This window comes from Calditerrivibrio sp. (assembly GCA_026415135.1).
In the GTDB taxonomy this organism is placed as follows: Bacteria; Chrysiogenota; Deferribacteres; order Deferribacterales; family Calditerrivibrionaceae; genus Calditerrivibrio.
This window is the reverse complement of record JAOAHS010000001.1, coordinates 37,149-54,170: the sequence shown is the minus strand read 5'-3', so window position 1 is coordinate 54,170 and position 17,022 is coordinate 37,149. Positions and strand designations below refer to the sequence as shown.

General features: G+C 34.2%; 18 protein-coding genes. 4 read left to right on the top strand and 14 right to left on the bottom strand.

Translation table 11 applies throughout. From position 1 onward, the window contains the following. Position 1: 1 nt before the first annotated feature. The 4 genes from N3C60_00300 to nqrA are packed head-to-tail and all read right to left on the bottom strand — an operon-like array spanning position 2 to position 3,820. Positions 2 to 619 carry an NADH:ubiquinone reductase (Na(+)-transporting) subunit D gene (locus N3C60_00300; GenBank protein MCX8083352.1) on the bottom strand — a complete coding sequence of 206 codons (618 nt, stop codon included), beginning with the start codon at positions 617 to 619 and terminating at the stop codon, positions 2 to 4. Positions 620 to 622: 3 nt separating this feature from the next. Further along, complete coding sequence (gene nqrC / locus N3C60_00295; GenBank protein ID MCX8083351.1) at positions 623 to 1,336, bottom strand: NADH:ubiquinone reductase (Na(+)-transporting) subunit C; 714 nt, start codon at positions 1,334 to 1,336, stop codon at positions 623 to 625. After that, positions 1,323 to 2,516 (bottom strand): NADH:ubiquinone reductase (Na(+)-transporting) subunit B, encoded by a 1,194-nt coding sequence (locus N3C60_00290; protein ID MCX8083350.1) that lies wholly within the window; start codon positions 2,514 to 2,516, stop codon positions 1,323 to 1,325. The genes nqrC and N3C60_00290 overlap by 14 nt, the downstream gene beginning before the upstream one ends. Then, positions 2,513 to 3,820, bottom strand: a complete 1,308-nt coding sequence (gene nqrA, locus N3C60_00285; protein MCX8083349.1) for an NADH:ubiquinone reductase (Na(+)-transporting) subunit A — start codon at positions 3,818 to 3,820, stop codon at positions 2,513 to 2,515. Before nqrA ends, N3C60_00290 begins: the two co-directional genes overlap by 4 nt. Before the next feature lie 142 nt (positions 3,821 to 3,962). On the opposite strand from nqrA, the gene N3C60_00280 reads away from it, so the two are divergent. From N3C60_00280 to N3C60_00270, 3 genes are read left to right on the top strand one after another with little or no spacing between them, the layout of a single operon-like run. Continuing rightward, complete coding sequence (locus tag N3C60_00280; GenBank protein MCX8083348.1) at positions 3,963 to 4,892, top strand: radical SAM protein; 930 nt, start codon at positions 3,963 to 3,965, stop codon at positions 4,890 to 4,892. Next, entirely contained in the window at positions 4,889 to 5,809 is a 921-nt protein-coding gene (locus N3C60_00275) for a ketopantoate reductase family protein (protein MCX8083347.1), read from the top strand. The genes N3C60_00280 and N3C60_00275 overlap by 4 nt, the downstream gene beginning before the upstream one ends. Before the next feature lie 12 nt (positions 5,810 to 5,821). Next, the gene (locus N3C60_00270; GenBank protein ID MCX8083346.1) at positions 5,822 to 6,223 is read left to right on the top strand and encodes a ClpXP protease specificity-enhancing factor SspB; all 402 of its coding nucleotides are present in this window, start codon (positions 5,822 to 5,824) and stop codon (positions 6,221 to 6,223) included. Positions 6,224 to 6,227: 4 nt separating this feature from the next. Here the strand turns inward: N3C60_00270 and N3C60_00265 are convergent, their stop codons facing one another. Both N3C60_00265 and corA read right to left on the bottom strand, forming a co-directional pair. Further along, positions 6,228 to 6,890, bottom strand: a complete 663-nt coding sequence (locus N3C60_00265) for a DNA repair protein RecO (GenBank protein ID MCX8083345.1) — start codon at positions 6,888 to 6,890, stop codon at positions 6,228 to 6,230. Positions 6,891 to 6,899: 9 nt separating this feature from the next. Then, a complete protein-coding gene (gene corA / locus N3C60_00260; protein ID MCX8083344.1) occupies positions 6,900 to 7,856 on the bottom strand; it encodes a magnesium/cobalt transporter CorA in 957 nt (318 codons plus the stop codon). Positions 7,857 to 7,972: 116 nt separating this feature from the next. Between corA and N3C60_00255 the strand changes: the two genes are divergently transcribed. Continuing rightward, positions 7,973 to 8,308, top strand: a complete 336-nt coding sequence (locus tag N3C60_00255; GenBank protein ID MCX8083343.1) for a cytochrome c family protein — start codon at positions 7,973 to 7,975, stop codon at positions 8,306 to 8,308. Between the two features lie 37 nt (positions 8,309 to 8,345). Here N3C60_00255 and N3C60_00250 read toward each other — a convergent pair whose 3' ends face one another. From N3C60_00250 to N3C60_00215, 8 genes are read right to left on the bottom strand one after another with little or no spacing between them, the layout of a single operon-like run. Next, a complete protein-coding gene (locus N3C60_00250; GenBank protein ID MCX8083342.1) occupies positions 8,346 to 8,828 on the bottom strand; it encodes a hypothetical protein in 483 nt (160 codons plus the stop codon). After that, entirely contained in the window at positions 8,812 to 10,188 is a 1,377-nt protein-coding gene (locus tag N3C60_00245; GenBank protein ID MCX8083341.1) for a sigma-54 dependent transcriptional regulator, read from the bottom strand. Before N3C60_00245 ends, N3C60_00250 begins: the two co-directional genes overlap by 17 nt. Beyond that, positions 10,169 to 12,259 (bottom strand): ATP-binding protein, encoded by a 2,091-nt coding sequence (locus N3C60_00240; protein ID MCX8083340.1) that lies wholly within the window; start codon positions 12,257 to 12,259, stop codon positions 10,169 to 10,171. Before N3C60_00240 ends, N3C60_00245 begins: the two co-directional genes overlap by 20 nt. A 59-nt stretch (positions 12,260 to 12,318) precedes the next feature. Further along, a complete protein-coding gene (locus N3C60_00235; GenBank protein ID MCX8083339.1) occupies positions 12,319 to 13,134 on the bottom strand; it encodes an AAA family ATPase in 816 nt (271 codons plus the stop codon). 9 nt (positions 13,135 to 13,143) lie between these two features. Then, positions 13,144 to 15,288 (bottom strand): hypothetical protein, encoded by a 2,145-nt coding sequence (locus N3C60_00230; protein MCX8083338.1) that lies wholly within the window; start codon positions 15,286 to 15,288, stop codon positions 13,144 to 13,146. Continuing rightward, the gene (locus tag N3C60_00225; protein MCX8083337.1) at positions 15,288 to 15,980 is read right to left on the bottom strand and encodes a 7-carboxy-7-deazaguanine synthase QueE; all 693 of its coding nucleotides are present in this window, start codon (positions 15,978 to 15,980) and stop codon (positions 15,288 to 15,290) included. Before N3C60_00225 ends, N3C60_00230 begins: the two co-directional genes overlap by 1 nt. Then, positions 15,973 to 16,332: a 6-carboxytetrahydropterin synthase QueD gene (gene queD, locus N3C60_00220; protein MCX8083336.1), complete on the bottom strand. Its 360-nt coding sequence runs from the start codon at positions 16,330 to 16,332 to the stop codon at positions 15,973 to 15,975. The genes N3C60_00225 and queD overlap by 8 nt, the downstream gene beginning before the upstream one ends. Continuing rightward, positions 16,314 to 17,015 carry an rRNA pseudouridine synthase gene (locus N3C60_00215; protein MCX8083335.1) on the bottom strand — a complete coding sequence of 234 codons (702 nt, stop codon included), beginning with the start codon at positions 17,013 to 17,015 and terminating at the stop codon, positions 16,314 to 16,316. The genes queD and N3C60_00215 overlap by 19 nt, the downstream gene beginning before the upstream one ends. Between the last annotated feature and the right edge of the window lie 7 nt (positions 17,016 to 17,022).

The following is a 17,022-nucleotide window of genomic DNA, read 5'->3' as shown; positions in this document are numbered from 1 at the left end:
CTCATCCCCTCCTTATTCTCTTTTCCCTTTCCTTAACAAACCAGATTATCGTAGCAATGATAAAAAAACCGCTTGGAGCAAGCAAAAACATCCCATTAGGCACATACCACCCACCATTTACTTGCATCTTAAAAATTTCAAAACCAAACAACCTGCCACTACCAGCAAGCTCCCTTATAGCGCCCACGATAACCAGTATCATACCATACCCCAGCCCATTACCTAAGCCATCCAGAAAGCTCAACAGAGGTGGGTTTTTAATAGCAAACGCCTCAGCTCTACCCATCAATATACAGTTTGTAATGATAAGTCCCACAAAAACTGACAACTGTTTACTTATTTCAAAAAGATAAGCCTTTAAAAACTGATCCACAATAATAACAAAGGAAGCAATAACTGTCATCTCTATAATGATCCTTACTGATGGGGGGATATGATTTCTCATCATACTAATGAGTAGATTACTCATAGCCACAACAGCTGTAACCGAGAGTCCCATCACAAGAGCTGTCTTAAGTTGAGTAGTAACAGCCAGAGAAGAACAGATCCCAAGTACCTGTATAGTAATAGGATTATTAATAAAGATCGGTCCAACAAAGGTATCCTTCTTAACACCCATTGTCTACCCCTTCAACCTTTCTAAAAATTTCTTATACCCATTATCACCAAACCAAAATTTTACAATATTATCCACACCTCTTGTGGTGAGTGTTGCCCCTGAAAGACCATCAACAGAAAACTGATCACTACCTTTTGAAACAGAAAACCTAAACCTACCATCATCATCAAAAAGCTTCTTCCCTTCCCATTTTGCTTTCCAAATAGGGTTATCCACCTCTCCCCCTAACCCCGGTGTCTCCTTCTGATCAAAAAAGGTTATACCCTGAATAGTTCTAAGATCTCCTTTAAGGCTTAAAAAACCATACATTGTAGACCATAGCCCATTCCCATAAACAAAAAAAACTGCATTTATCAATTTATCCCCATCATAAAAAAGATATACAGGCATATATCGTGGATGAGACCCCACACCTATAAAATCATCTTTTTTATTTATCTTCACGGCCCCTTCACCTGTGGCTAACAACCTGAAATTATTAAAAAAATCTACATCCGAGGTGACCTCTTTTGAGTCTCCAGTTTTTATGTCCACAAGTAATACCTTAGGCTCTATACTTCCATTTTCCACCAGAGAAAAGATATGTTTTAATCTATCAAGCCTTACATTTTCCTCCTGTTTGTCTTTGAGAAGCTGTACAGTAGCAGACACTATAAAGGAGAAAAAAAGAGCAACTCCAAGTGAAACCATAAAAATTTTAGCCTTAGTTTCTTTCATAGAGTTTTTCTCTCTTTTTTATATATCCCCTTATAAAAAAACTATCTATAAAGGGTGCAAATATATTACCAAATAATATGGCAAGCATTGTTCCCTCAGGGAAAGCAGGGTTTATAACCCTCACTAGAGCATTCATGAACCCCACTAAAAAACCATAAACCCATTTTCCTGCATCCGTCAATGCTGCGGATACAGGATCAGTAATCATAAAAGCCATACCGAAGGCAAAGCCACCAAAAACAAAATGATAGTAAAAGGGCATGTTAAACATATTGTTGGTATCACTTCCTATCAAATTAAAGAGGAAAGTTGTCAACCCCATCCCCAACACCATCCCCAACATAAGCCTAAAAGATCCTATACCAGTAACAACAAGAATAAAAGCTCCAAACAAGCACAACAAAGCAGATGTTTCTCCTATAGAACCAGGAATAAATCCTAATAAACCATCAAGAAAACTATAACCAAAGTCAAACCCTCTCTCCTTAAAAGCAGATAACGGTGTAGCCTTTGAATACCCATCCACTGGAACCCATACTGAGCTACCCGTAACTGATTGGGGATAGGAGAAAAAGAGAATTGCCCTTGAAAAAAGCGCTGGGTTTATAAAGTTTCTACCTGTACCCCCAAATACCTCTTTCCCAAACACCAAACCAATACTCAAAGCAGCAGCAGCTTGCCAAAGAGGAACAGTGGGGGGAAGGATAAGGGGATAAAGAAGACTTGTTACTAAAAACGCTTCTGCCACCTCGTGTCTTCTAACAACGGCAAATAGCACCTCCCAAAAACCACCCACAACAAGAGTAACAAAGTACAATGGTAGAAAATACAGTAGACCATGGAAAAAATTTGAAATAACACTATTTGGATCATATTTTAACCTGAAAAAATCCATACATATATCTCTAAAACCAACAGGATCGATGCCATTGCTATTTATGAATAGGTTTGCCTGATAACCAACATTGTAAATACCAAATAATGCCGCAGGGATTATGGACAAAAACACTATAATCATTGTTCTCTTAAGATCAAGCCCATCCCGTATATGGGTCTTCCCTTCAGTTTTGATCAAAGGATCATAAAGGAATGTCTCCACCATCTCGAAAATAGGAAAGAACTTTTCATACTTTCCACCTTTCTGAAAGTAAGGCGATAACCTTTCAAATAATCTTTTCAATGTTGAGCCTCCAGTTCATCAAGCATCTCCCTCAGATACAGGGCATAATCATATTTTCCTACACATACAAAAGTAAAAGGGGACATATCCTCTTCGCCAAAATCAAGCACACCCAATCGCTCTAAGATCTCCACATCTTTCGTTAAAAGTGCCCTTAAAAAATATGTAATTGGCACATCGAAGAGACTAACTCTTTCATAGGATCCTACCGGCACCATAGGTCTGTAACTACCATTTAAAGATGTGTTAAACTTTATTTTACCAGGAAAAAATTTTGAAAGAAAAACATTTTTTACAGAAAATTTATCAAAGCCTCCCCTAAGCCATCCCATAAATCTTCTCTCACTAACCTCTTCAATTCTCGATAATATATTGATATATCTATGAATATAGGGGACTTCTTGTTCCAAACGCCTACCATATAGGACAGAACCAGCAATATATCTGTTTCTACCAGAAAACTCCACTAACCCTTCACAACTAGAATAATTAAAAAGCCTCATAAGCCTTCCATCGTAGATGGATACAATTCTTCTATTGTCGACGATATTTTCAACAAACAACTTCCCAATAGCAATAAGATCCTGATAATCCAAATACCATACTTTTCTATTTCTGTTCAAAGGAAATGATCTGTTTATATGCGTTCCTACAAGACCAATGGGGTGAGCTCCAGTTACCTCCACCATTCTAACTTTTTCATGCTCCATTTCAAAATGAATACCACTCTGTTTTATCACATGAACATACCCTTTGGTAAGTGCTGTAAGCAGTTCAACACCCTTTTTAAAATAATTTTCAGATCCAGTAAAAACATCCTTCACCTCAGGAGCCTGAGGTCTTGTATCCACAAGCATAACAAAAATTCTATCAGGAACAACATCAGGATCAGCCACCCTATCATAGGGCCTTTGCCTAAATGAAACCCACAAACCACTTTCTATAATAGCATCAACTATCTCAGCCCTATTGCTCTCAATCAGTTTTATGGTGGAAACATCTCTATGAAATTCATATACCTTAGGTTCCCCCTCAAATTTAAATGCTACAAACTTCCTTTTATCCCCTCTCACGATCCTTCTTACCATGCCATCCACAAAGGAATAAAACCTTATCCCTCTATTTTTAGCATCATAGAATAGTAATTCACCAACACAGATCTCAACATTTTCTTGTTTCTCAAATTTAGGCCTTATGGATACAAAATCATCGGCTACAACCCCAAATCGTTCCGAATAAAATTCCTCTACTGAACCTGATACACTATTAAATATCGGTATTGAAAGCCCTTTTCTCTTAGTCATAATTAAATTATACCATACAAACTAAATGTGTCAAATAAAAAGCTACTAACCAGATTATTTTAAAAAACCTTATATTTTCAGAAAATCATTGACAAAAAAAATCAAGTAACTATCCTGAATATTTGTACAAAAAGGAGAAAATATGAGATACATTTTTGGTCCTGTTCCTTCCAGAAGATTGGGAAGTTCTTTAGGGATTGATGTAGTCCCACATAAAATCTGTAATTTAGACTGTATATATTGTGAAGTAGGTAAGACAACAAAACTAACAATAAAAAAAGATAGCTACATCAATATCGATATCATGTTAGAAGAATTAAAATACCAATATGAAAAATTTCACGAACATCTTGATGTAGTAACAATAACTGGTGCCGGTGAACCCACATTGAACAAAGATCTGAAAAAGATCATCTTCGAGGTAAAAAAGATCGTTCACCATCCTTTAGCACTTTTAACGAACTCCACAAATATTGATGATGAAAAAGTAAGGGATGCCCTAATGGATGTAGATATTCTTGTCCCAAGCATAGATGCAATAACAGTCGATACCTTTAATATCATAAACCGCCCCCATAAGAAATTAAACTGGCCTAAGATATTAGAAGAGCTTAGAAACTTTTCCTATATCTACAGAGGGGAATTATTTATAGAAATACTATTTGTAAAGGGTATAAACGACTCTGAGGAGGAACTAACAAAACTGGCACATTATATTCTTCAATTAAAATACGATAAGGTCCAACTAAATACAGTATTTCGCCCTCCCGCTTACCCTCAAACGTTAGGTTTAGATTACAATGAACTAATAAATATAGCAATATTCTTCAGAAGAAAAGGGATCAAGGTCGAAGCAACAGGTAATTTCGTTAAAGAGCTACCATATAAAAACGATACAGATATTAAAACAACAATCAGATCTCTTCTTCTGATGAGGCCATGTACCATAGAAGATTTAAGGCTTCTTTTCGGCCTTGAAAAGAATGAGTTATTTAGCATACTTTCTAATATTGAAAATTTACAAGAATCACAATATACTGGCGAAACATACTATAGTCTGAGGAAAATATGAATGAAGTTAAAAAGGTTGCAATAGTTGGTGCAGGTGCAATGGGAGTACTGTATGCCCACCAGTTTTTAGAAAGAGGTTTTGAGACATTTCTTGCAGCAGATGGTGAAAGATTAGCAAAACTTGTTCAAACTCAATTCATATTTAATGATAAAAAGTACAAGTTTAACACATTAGACCTCATCAATCCCCAAACATCTGTGGATTTAGTGATTGTTGCCGTAAAACACAATGTATTAGATGAAATTGTACCCAAACTTAAAAATATTATCCATGAAAACACTACAATAATTTCATTATTAAACGGCCTTGATAGTGAAAAGATTATCGCCTCCTATTATGGAGAGGAAAAAGTACTTTATACCATTACAGTAGGTATGGATGCTGTAAGAGTTGGAAATAAAATTACTTGCAAAAATTTTGGTAAACTTATAATTGGTGAGCTTAAAAACAATACATACAGCAAAAAGTTATCAAGGATCCATTCAGCTTTTCAAAAGGCAGGTATATTATACGAAACACCGATTGATATGGAAAAAGAGATCTGGTGGAAGTTTATGGTAAACGTCGGTATGAATCAGGTTTCTGCAGTATTAAGGGCAACTTACGGCGTTTTTCAAAGGGATGAAAGTGTAAGGGGATTGATGGAAAACTTGATGAAAGAGGTAATTGACATCTCAAGATTAGAATGTATCCCTTTAGACTATGAAAATGATCTCAAAGAAAGGTGGTACAGCGTCTTATACAGCTTAGACCCAAATGGTAAAACATCTATGCTACAGGATGTAGAAGCCAAAAGACCCACAGAAGTAGATATCTTTGCTGGCAAAGTAAAAGAAATTGCAAAAAAATATAACTTACAGGTACCATATAACACAATTTTTTATGATATCATAAAAGGAATAGAACAAAGTTACTGATAGGAGTTTTTGATGACAGATATGTTAAATGATTCCATGAATACCATCAAAAAAGAGATCTTTAACATGCTAATCCAGAGAGGCGATAAATTTTATATGAATATACATCCCGTCAATGATCTTATAGTAGGTAAAAGGGGATTAACAGAAAACGAGAAAGAGATGGGGCTACTACTTGTCTTCACAAGGACCTCGTATAAAAATTTGACCACAGACAAACATTACATATGCTGCCAAATGAGCTTCAATGGAATATGGGAAGACCTTAGTATCCCAATATATGCGATAAATTACATTGTCGATGATTTAAATAATCCAAACTTCGTGTTTAAATTTAAAATAGGTAAACCCAACTCCTCTACCACAAAACCAAACAAAAACCAAAATAGACCGAATCTAAAGATAGTAAAATAGCTTATCAAATAAAACTATCTAGTTCGGTTATCGCATCCACTGATCTTAACAAAATGTTATTCCTTTTAAGATAGTCCTTTAAAAACTTAAAGAAAAGTATATCATCAAATACAGCTTGTTTTAAAAGATCTTTTTTATAATATAGTGACAAAATAGTAGTTAAAGAACGATCTGATGGGCCGACACACTTTTTACAAATACAGCCTTCATATACACTCAACCCACAGAGGCAACATTCCCCATGCCTAATAAGACCAGCCTTATCCATAATAAACATTATCATAAAAAATATACCTTTTTTGTAATTTTTAGTGTTAAGACCCATGAGGTATCTCCAAAGCTCTTCCAAGACATAATCATAAGGCAAAAGATGATCTACGATTTCAAAAAAAAGGTTTAATCGAAAGTAGAGGGGAACACATTCATGGAAAAAACTATACTTATGAAGATATTCTATCTCCAGAAATCTGTGGAGATCTGTGGTCTCTTTGTAAACATAACCGATTTCAGATGGATATAATTTTTGTAATGTTCTATGTCTCCCATAGGCATTTGGTATGAATATTTTGATCTTACCTTTATCTTCGGTAAAAACATGACAAATAGCAGATTTTTCCGAGTACTTGACTATTCTGTAAATAATACCCCTTGTTTTAACAACACCCATTTAATCAAATTATAGCCACCCCTTTTTCTTAAAAATATAGACAGGCAAAACTGCCGAGGCTATCATGACCACCCATGCAAATAGATAGCCATACCTCCAATGAATCTCAGGGAAAAACTCGAAATTCATACCATAGATACTTGCCACCAATGTTGGTGGTAAAAATATTACGTTTACCACAGTAAATATCTTTATGACCTTGTTTTGTTCAATATTCAGCAAGCCCAGAAAGATATTTTGGATATAGTCCAATCTGTCAAAGTTATATCTTGTATAGTCTATAAGAGAGTTCACATCTTTAATCATGATTCTGAAGTTATTTTTAATAAGATCCGTTAATTTATGGGATTTTAAAAGTGATGATATAATCCTTTGTTTATCGATTAGACTATCCCTAATATTGGTGTTTAAGTTCTCATAATGGTAAATAGATTCCAAGATATCCTCATCAGAGATATCATTGGCGAAAAGCTTTTTCCTCAGGTTGGAAACATTTTTAGATAGATTTTCAAGAATATCAGCATCTAAATCTATTCTAGCCTCAAAAATAGCAGACAAGATATAAGAACCATCTTTAAATGTAGAAGGGTTTGCAATCATCTTTTTAAGACACTCACCAAAAGTTCTTAGCTCTCGATATCTTATCGTAACCAAGAAATTATCCTGTAAAATAAATGTCACCGTTTCATTATGACCAGCATCCCCGTCTACTACAAGAAAATAACTGTTTATTGTTATATCCTTTTCGGATTCCCAATATCGAGAACTAATCTCAATCTCCTCGGTCTCCTGCTTAGTCGGGAATTCTATCTCATAAAACTTCTCTAAAAATTTAAACTCTTCCGTTGAAGGTGAAAACATATCTACCCAGATGAGCTCTTCTTTGGAAGGAATATCATCTAAATTATCTTCACTAAGGTTGAACACCTTGAAATTGGAATTAACAAATGCGTAGATTTTAACCATATTAAACTCCTTCGACATTTATATTACACAGATTTTTCTTTGTCAATTATTAACTATCTATTGACAAATATATTACATTGTTATACAAAACTACTAATAAACATAGGAGGTTTATAATGAAAAAATTAGCTATTCTATTTTCTATTATGGCAATATCAGTAGTTGCCTTTGCAAACCCTGAAACAATCGACTTGAGCAAATCTTTCAAAGTGGACAAGCCAACCAAAAAGGCAGTAGTATTCCCCCACAAAGCTCATCAGGCAAAGAACCAGTGCACCGACTGCCACATGGATGCCAAAGGCGGTAAAGACTTAAAAGCTGCCAATGGTCAAAAGTTAGTTCCAGGTGAAGTAAAAGGTGTCAAAAATGCTATTCATGAAAACTTTTGCTTCCCATGTCATGAAAAGAAACAAGTTAAAAACGGTAAGTCTTGTACAACATGTCACAAATAAAGTTAGGGGGATCCCCCCTACTTTTAAGTCATTATTATTAATTAAGTATTTTTAGCAAAACTAATTTTTGATTTTCAACAACATCATCATATATATATTTTGAGAATTCATCCAGTAACTTGTTAGCTTCCCTTAAACAATTCAGATCCAACGTCTCTTCATACTTTTTTATCAAACTATAGCTTTTCAACAAAATATCATTACAAAAAAACCTGATCTGTCTAGCTTTATCTATTTTTAAAGAAATCCTTAGGAGAAATGCAGAAAAAATCAGCATAAAAGCCCAATACCCCAAACCAGCATTAAACCTAAACATGATCATCATAACAATGGAAACAATAGTAGCTACAATCGCCACATACAAACCTGGGGCTCCTATGAAATAAACGGGGATCTGTTTTCCATTCACATTTCTATGAAATTTAAAAGGGTTAAAACTACTACCCCTATAATTAACTTTCAAATTCTCTACTCTATTTTTAAACTCATCCATCATTATTGATTCATTTCCCATTTTCATCATACCCCCTTAGCGACTCAAGGTTATAAAACTTAATCTTTTTATGTAGGTAAGTTCTTTCGATCTCAAGCACTCTTGCAGCTTTAGATATATTCCATTCACATTTTTTTAGGATATTGAGGATATAATATTTTTCAAAATTCTCTTTAGCTGACTTCAACGAACCTTCTGTATCCGAGATAAAATTATCATAAGCAGTTCCCTTTTTCAGTAGGATTTCTGGAGCATCCGAAGAATCCAACAAATCAGAATCAGATAACACCACTATACGCTCTATTATGTTTTTTAACTGCCTTACATTACCCGGCCAATCATAGTTTATAAATATCTCCATTAAAGAATCAGAAACAGATTTAAGTGGTATACCATTGGTGGAACAGGCATTCCTAACAAAATGTTTCACAAGTATAGGGATATCTTCCCTCCTCTTTCTCAATGGTTCGACATAAATGGGAACAACGCCTATTCTATAGTAAAGGTCCTCTCTGAAATTGTTGTTTTCTATTTCCGTCTGCAGATCCCTATTTGTAGCAGAAATCAGCCTGAAATCGGATTTTATAATCTCATTACCCCCAACCCTCGAAAACTCCCCACTTTCCAACACCCTTAAGAGTTTGGCCTGAACAGTCAGGTCCATATCCCCAATTTCATCTAAAAATATAGTACCTTTATCCGCAAGCTCAAACTTCCCTATTTTTTGACTTACGGCACCTGTAAATGCCCCTTTTTCATAGCCAAAAAGCTCACTTTCTATAAGTTCTGAGGGTATAGCGGCACAGTTTACCGGCACAAATTTATGCTGAGATCTTTTACTCATAAGATGTATAAGTCGTGCAACATGCTCTTTACCTGTTCCATTCTCTCCTGTTATGAGCACCCAAGCATTAGTGGAAGCTACTTTTTCGATGGTATTCTGGAGCTCTTTTATGTATTTGCTCTCACCAATAAGCTGATACTTAGCAATTTCATTGCTCTTTAACTCTTTGATATCATTTTTAAGAGACATCTTTTCATTGAGATGCTTTAAAATTAAAATGATACGTTCAAAGGAGAGTGGTTTCTCAAGAAAATCGTATGCTCCCAACTTCACAGAATCCACTGCACTTTCTATATTCCCATGACCACTTATCATTACCACTTCAAGATCGGGATAAGCCTTTTTGATCTCCTTTAACCCTTCCATTCCATCTTTATCAGGTAGCCAAATATCTAAAAACAGCACATCAAAATCATACAACTTTAATTTCTCCATACCATCACTATAAGTCAAAGCAAATGTTGCCTCATACCCTTCATCTTCTACAATATTCTTAATAGAAGTACATATATTCTTTTCATCATCAATTATTAAGATCCTCATACATCTCACCTTTAGGTAACTCAATTATTATCTTGGTCCACTCCCCCACTTCACTTTTAGCATATATCTTACCACCATGTTCATCAACAATCTTTTTTACAATTGCAAGACCAAGCCCAGTTCCATCTGGTCTTTTACTAAAATATGGCAAAAATATTCTACCCAGTTCATCCTCTGGAATACCGTGGCCATTATCCGCCACAACTATTTCGTAATAGTTTTCGAACTCAATCACTGAGATACTGATAAGCCCCTTATTCTTAATAGCATGTAAAGCATTTGAAATCAAGTTTACCAAAACCCTTTTTATTTGCATTCTATCTGCATAAATAAAATAATGTTCATCACACATTACCGAAAATACTACATCAGGAAACCCTTCTTTGTACATACTTAAAACAGAATTAATAAGTTCAATAAATTGGAACCTCTCTTTTTTTAACGCAGGCAACCTCGCAAAATCGTTAAACTCTGCCACAAGTTTTTGCAATTCACTCACTTCGTTGATTATAGTTTGCATCCCTTCCGATATGATACCTTTTAACTTTTCATCACTTAAATCTTTGACTTTATGATAGATCCTTTCTGCGTTGAGCTTTATTGGAGTAAGTGGATTTTTTATTTCATGAGCCATCCTTGTTGCAATATCTCTCCAAATATTTACCCTCTGCACATACACCACATCAGTAATATCATCAATGACAACAATGATATTATCAAGTCTACCATCTTCGGTATATAATTTTGTCATACCTAAACTATATGTTCTTATATCATTCCTGATATTAATCTCCACCTGTATAGTTTTTTCATTTACATTAGATTTTACAAAATCTCTAATATGTGTAGCAATCTTTTCATTCAGTTTAAGCTTATCATCTATAAACACTTTTGCAGCATGGTTTATTTTTAAAGCTTTTAATCTATTGTCAAAAAGGAAAATTGCTGCACCTACATTTTTAAAAATTGTATCTATATATTGGTTATCCTTTGAAATCTGCACAAACATCTCCGAAAGAGCCTTATTTTTAGCATTGAGCTCTTCAGTGTGTTCCTTTAGCTTTAGAACCATGTGATTGAACGATTCAATAAGCATCGATACCTCATCATCCCCACTTTTCTCAAGATATATGTTTAGATTACCTTTTTCCACCTCATTGTAGGCCTTTAAAAGCTTCTCAAGGGGGGTAGTAATATTTTTAGCATATACAATACTACCCCAAATACCAGCAAAAGATACCAATAGAGTCATCAAAAAGAGAAGAATTTTATAAGAGTGTTTAATAGGCTGGGAAAAGACTTTTAGTTGTTTGTAATTTTCATAAGATGTAAGTATCCTCGAAGCTTTAGCCAACTGATTATTAGGGATCCTTTTATAGATAAACAAAGCCCCCACCACATTATTATTCACCATCAGAGGAGACCCTGATATATACACCTGTTCCGATTCTGATACGATCATCTTATTAACATCTTCACCATCTAAAACTCGAGATAGTTCTTGTTCACCGATATGTTTGTATAAGAAATCACTAACATCTTCATTTATTATAACTATTCTTAACGCCTTATATATTATCAAACCATCTGCTCTTTTACTATTTATGAGCTCCTTTGCAAAATCCTTTAACAGAGGAAAGTTTTCATTATAGATAAATCCCTTTGAAGCAATAAGCTGAGATAAAACCTTTGCCTGTTGAATAACCTCAGATTTTATCTGTTCCTGGTACTCTTGATAAAGCTCTACAGAGCTTTTAAGCGATAGCTCTATCTGTGCATCAAACCATTTATCGATACTTTTATTTATTATGCTATTAGACAACAAAAATACAACTACAACAGGTAAAATCGTTAATAGAGCAGAAAAAACAACAAGCTTTGTTTTGAGTTTTGCACCATAAATGCTACTCTTTCTTTCAAGAAACAGTTTACCAATATTTCTGAAGATAACCACCGCAAGTATCAGCAATAAAACCAGATTCACATTTATTATTAAAAATATTGCTATATTAGAGTACCATGGGAAATTACTACTTACGATATGATTGCTTACCGATATATTTGAGACCAACAGTAATAAAAAGAGAAAAATATATATAAAAAGTTTTCTACTTTTTTTAAAAAAATCGATCATTTCAACCCGAGATTTTCTATCACCTGTGCTATTATCACCTTATCGATCTGTTTTTTCTTCAAAAGATAGGCTTCAAACATAGCATTATCGCAAATAGTGTTTATCAATCTTGGGATCCCCTTTGAAAAGTCAAAAATCATGCTCATCGCATCATCTATAAAATAATTATATTTTGACCCAGCTACTTTTAACCTATGAATGATATATCTCTTCATGGTATCGAAATCAAAAGGTGTCAAAGAAAATTTTACAGCTATCCTCTGTTTAAGTGATTCATCTACAGATAAAACCTCATCAATCGTAGGCAATCCAAAAAGAACAAAGGTTATCATCTTGCCATGTTCATCTTCAAAATTAAGAACCCCCCTAATCTCCTCCATCACCTGCTTATCTTTTATCATTTGGGCTTCATCTATGATAATCACAACCTTTTTACCCTGATCGTTTAAATATGAAAGCCTTTTATATATAGCAGCAACCATTTCTGTCTTAACATTTGACAAATTGTCAATTCCCAACTGTTGACTTAATCTTTTAAGAAACCATTCAGAATTTATCTCAGAATGGACAATAACAATCAAAGCAGCTTCATACTCGTTCTCATCAAGAGATGCTAAAAAAAGTCTGGATAAGAGTGTCTTACCCATGCCAATATTTCCCTTTATTACAGCAAGACCTTTCTTCCCATGAACAGCATAATTTAGCCTCAATAGAGCTTCCTCATGCTGGGGGGACCTAAAAAAGAATTTCGAATCCGGGGTGTTAGTAAAAGGCATATGCTCCAACTCAAAAAACTCTTTTATATTCTGCATTTGACCACCTTAAACAAAAGATATTTTTTTCTTTTTCTTCTCAGTTGTATCCTGAGATTCAGGTGAAGTAGTTTCTCCTAAATCCGTTTTTGCTGATAATGCTGCTGATATCCGATCAAGCCTTTCTTTAACATCCCTAAAAGAAGCATCCAGGCTATAGATCTTTTGAAAATTTGCATAAGATGAAGAGAGATCCCCCTTAAGTTCATATACAGAAGCCAACTCATATATAGTGTTTTTAAGTATCTCATTATCCTTGCCATAATCTAAAAGAATCAGTTTCAAGATATCTATTGCATCGTTGTATCTTTTTAACCTCTTTAGGGATTCTGCAATCATCACAAAACTTTGACATCTCATCTTACCAGTGGCTGATTTTTTGAATTCTTCTATAGCTTCATCATAAAGTTCCATTTCGAAATAAGCCTGTGCAAGATCATAATGCATTTCATAATCGTCATGACTAATCAACCTTGCTATGCTGTCTTTTATATTTTTTACAATCTTTTTTGTTTCCGGATCCATATCAACAATCTGGTCTTCTCCTTGATAGTTCGTATCCAGTTGAGAATCAGAAGTAAAAGAGTACAATTTTACAGCAAGATCTTTGAGTTGCTCATTATCAGGATCTAACAACATCAGATCTTCTAACTTTACTTTTGCATATTCAATCTTACCAGCTGATATAAGATCCTCTATCTCCTCTATCTCCTTTGAAAAGTCAACTTTTATAATCTCATCTTTGGCTACCTCTATCTTTACATCTTCAAAAAAATCCAAAGATATATCATTCAAAGTACTTTCGTTTATATCTACCTGCTTATCAGCAGTACTTTCCAATGTATTACTATCCAAGGTATGTTCGGATAGATCCAACTCAAACAGTTCAACATCCTGTTTTTTATCATCCACTTCTGTAGAGGTAATTTCTAAACCGGTTTTAGCATCACGTTGATCTTGAAACTCAGACAGATCGAGATCTATATCAAAGTTGGTTTTTTCATGATCAGCAGTGAGTTCCGTTCTTTCTATCATATCAAAAAGGCTCTGTTCTGTAGCCTTTGGTGCTTCATCTAATTGATCCAGATCTAAAACAAGAGACCTCTTAGGTTCCTCCTGTTTATCCACTTTGTTCAAAACTTTGATTTTAAGACTTTCATTCGAAGCCATCTTTGCAACAACTAACAAGTTATCATACATATCACCCAAAGGTAGCTCATCTAAATATCTTTCAAAAATAGCAGCATATCTCTTATCAAAATCTTTCGGGGGTAATTCCTTTATCCTTTCCAGCATTATAAACACTTTTTCCATATCTTCCACAACAAAAAACTGTATAAGATAATCAAAGAGCACAGGATCAGTATACTTATTAAAAAGAGCGATATAAAAATCTTTATCGTTCTTGTAATCAAGATATTTTGTCACCTGATTAAAAAGCTCCGCATCAAAATCTTGTAGAAGAGCATTTGTGGCATTTTTTATAAATATTTCTCTCTTATCATTATTTTTTTCAAAATATTCAAATGTGAATTTAATGGCTTTACCAAAAATACAGTTATTTTTTAACCCATCCTCCACCAAACCAAAAACCAATTCTCTATCGTTGTTCTTTTTTGCTATCTCAAGACAATTGGATAACACCTTACATATCTCCCTATCCCTCTTATATAATTTCAACTTGTCCCTTAATAAACGAACAAATGCTAAATTATTTCTATCTAATTCAAAAATATCTAATAGAATATCTATTGCTTTTTCAACTTCTCCAGACTTTTCATACACATTTGCAAGTTCCTTAAGGGCACCTATCTGATCAGCAACCAACCCCTTTGCCCCAAAGACTCTGGCTAAGTATTTATAAAAATCACTATACTCTGGATAGTACTTAATAGACTTACGTAAGACAGCAGCTGCCCTTTCATAATACTTATATTCCTCAAGTCTACGAAGTGTATCAAGAACCAAACTTATATATTTATTTTTATCCCCTGTTTTATAATACATCTCAGTTAAGAGATTGAAGGCATCGAAATCATCAACATTTTTTTTCAAATGGGATTCACACAAGGCAATGGCTTTGCTTATTTGGCCCTTTAAATAAAGATCTTTTATTTCATTGATCGTTGTTTCTTTTTTGCCAAAAAACATCATCACCTTATCTCCAAAAATTTATGAACCTGAGGTATAAAATAAGCAAATATACCTCTTTTATAAAACTCTGTCAATATAGACATATTAATTTTATTATAATTATTAAGATTATGCAAGTATATTTCTTTCTTACCCAAAACATCCAATCCATTTATAACCTTGTCCACATCTTCCTTACTTATGTTTTCTGATACGATCAACTTGACATACACCTTTTTTCTAACATCTTCATTCATCTTCTTTAGGTCATCCAAAAAGAATTCTACGCCAAAAGTAGATTTCAATTTGAAATCTAAACTGACAATATCTAAAAATTGGGATAATCCATTTAAAATATCCACATAAAACCCAGATGTCTCTAAAAAAACCTTGTATCCTTCTCTTTTTAACAATCTACATAATTCCGTTAGAAAATCTATCTGAAGCAACGGTTCACCACCAGTGATAGCAACAGAATGAATACCAACTGGATCGATGCGATCACTCAAAAATATTACCAATTCTTTTGCTTCAACAGGGTTTACAAACTTTTCACCCTCAAAATCGAAAGTATCACAAAAGCTATAGTCAGTATCACACCCTTTACAGCCAACATCACAACCAGAAAACCTTATAAAAAGCTGTAAAGCGCCTACATACTTACCTTCACCCTGAACTGACATAAACATCTCTTTTATAAAACCTTTACTCAAAGTACTCCGCCGCAGCGTTGTGGCTCTCCCACACGACAACTTTATGGACAAGGTTCCCAAAATCTTCTTTAAGCCTATAAAAGATATACCTTGCTATATTTTCGCTCGTTGGGTTAATCTCTCTAAAGTAGGAATGTTCATTTAAGTATATATGATCCAGATCATCGAGAATTTTTTTCAAACTCTTTCTAAAAACCTTAAAATCCACCAACATTCCAATACTATCCAGATGCTCTCCCATCAGTTCTGCTTCAATCTTCCAATTATGACCATGCAACCTTTCACAATTACCCTCATAACCTCTCAAATTGTGTGCTGAAGCGAAATAATCAATTACTCTAAGTTTAAACATTTTTTTAGTTCCTCCAGTTCTCTTTTAGTTAAAAACTTAAATTCGCCTGGTTTTAGATCACCTATTTTAATATTACCTATCCTGATCCTAATAAGTCTTTCCACTTCGATTTTAAAATGCTTAAACATGATCCTAATCTGCCTTTTCTTCCCTTCTGTTATGATTACGTTATATTTGTTTCTCCCAATTTTATCCACCTTACATTCTCTAAATCTAAAACCATCTACCACCAATCCATCTTCTAAAGCATTCTTCTCATCATCTGATAATGGCCTACTTGTGTATACTATGTACTCTTTTTCCACATTATATTTAGGCGTCTGAAGTCTATTAATGATATTGCCATCATTAGAGAAAAAGATAAGACCTTCACTATCTTTGTCAAGCCTTCCTGAATAAGCAAGCTTTGTTTTTTTAAAAAATTCAAAATCATTGAGATTTTTTCTACCATGGGGATCGCCATAAGCAGTCAATATACCTCTTGGCTTATAGAATTTAACATAAAGAAAATCAGAACTTTCTATTAGTTTCCCCAAAACAGCTACTTTATCCTCTTCTTTTACTTCATAAGCAGGAATAAGCACAGGTTTTCCATTCACCGTAACGTGACCAGAAAAAATCAGCTCATCTGCTTCCCTTCTAGAATAATTAGAATTAAACGCTATATACCTATTAAGCCTCATAAATCAC

Coding starts and splice junctions, on each gene's coding strand:
- N3C60_00300 (MCX8083352.1), bottom strand. CDS start 619: ATGGGTGTTAAGAAGGATACCTTTGTTGGACCGATCTTTATTAATAAT.
- nqrC (MCX8083351.1), bottom strand. CDS start 1,336: ATGAAAGAAACTAAGGCTAAAATTTTTATGGTTTCACTTGGAGTTGCT.
- nqrA (MCX8083349.1), bottom strand. CDS start 3,820: ATGACTAAGAGAAAAGGGCTTTCAATACCGATATTTAATAGTGTATCA.
- N3C60_00280 (MCX8083348.1), top strand. CDS start 3,963: ATGAGATACATTTTTGGTCCTGTTCCTTCCAGAAGATTGGGAAGTTCT.
- N3C60_00275 (MCX8083347.1), top strand. CDS start 4,889: ATGAATGAAGTTAAAAAGGTTGCAATAGTTGGTGCAGGTGCAATGGGA.
- N3C60_00270 (MCX8083346.1), top strand. CDS start 5,822: ATGACAGATATGTTAAATGATTCCATGAATACCATCAAAAAAGAGATC.
- N3C60_00265 (MCX8083345.1), bottom strand. CDS start 6,890: ATGGGTGTTGTTAAAACAAGGGGTATTATTTACAGAATAGTCAAGTAC.
- corA (MCX8083344.1), bottom strand. CDS start 7,856: ATGGTTAAAATCTACGCATTTGTTAATTCCAATTTCAAGGTGTTCAAC.
- N3C60_00255 (MCX8083343.1), top strand. CDS start 7,973: ATGAAAAAATTAGCTATTCTATTTTCTATTATGGCAATATCAGTAGTT.
- N3C60_00250 (MCX8083342.1), bottom strand. CDS start 8,828: ATGAAAATGGGAAATGAATCAATAATGATGGATGAGTTTAAAAATAGA.
- N3C60_00245 (MCX8083341.1), bottom strand. CDS start 10,188: ATGAGGATCTTAATAATTGATGATGAAAAGAATATATGTACTTCTATT.
- N3C60_00235 (MCX8083339.1), bottom strand. CDS start 13,134: ATGCAGAATATAAAAGAGTTTTTTGAGTTGGAGCATATGCCTTTTACT.
- N3C60_00230 (MCX8083338.1), bottom strand. CDS start 15,288: ATGATGTTTTTTGGCAAAAAAGAAACAACGATCAATGAAATAAAAGAT.
- queD (MCX8083336.1), bottom strand. CDS start 16,332: ATGTTTAAACTTAGAGTAATTGATTATTTCGCTTCAGCACACAATTTG.
- N3C60_00215 (MCX8083335.1), bottom strand. CDS start 17,015: ATGAGGCTTAATAGGTATATAGCGTTTAATTCTAATTATTCTAGAAGG.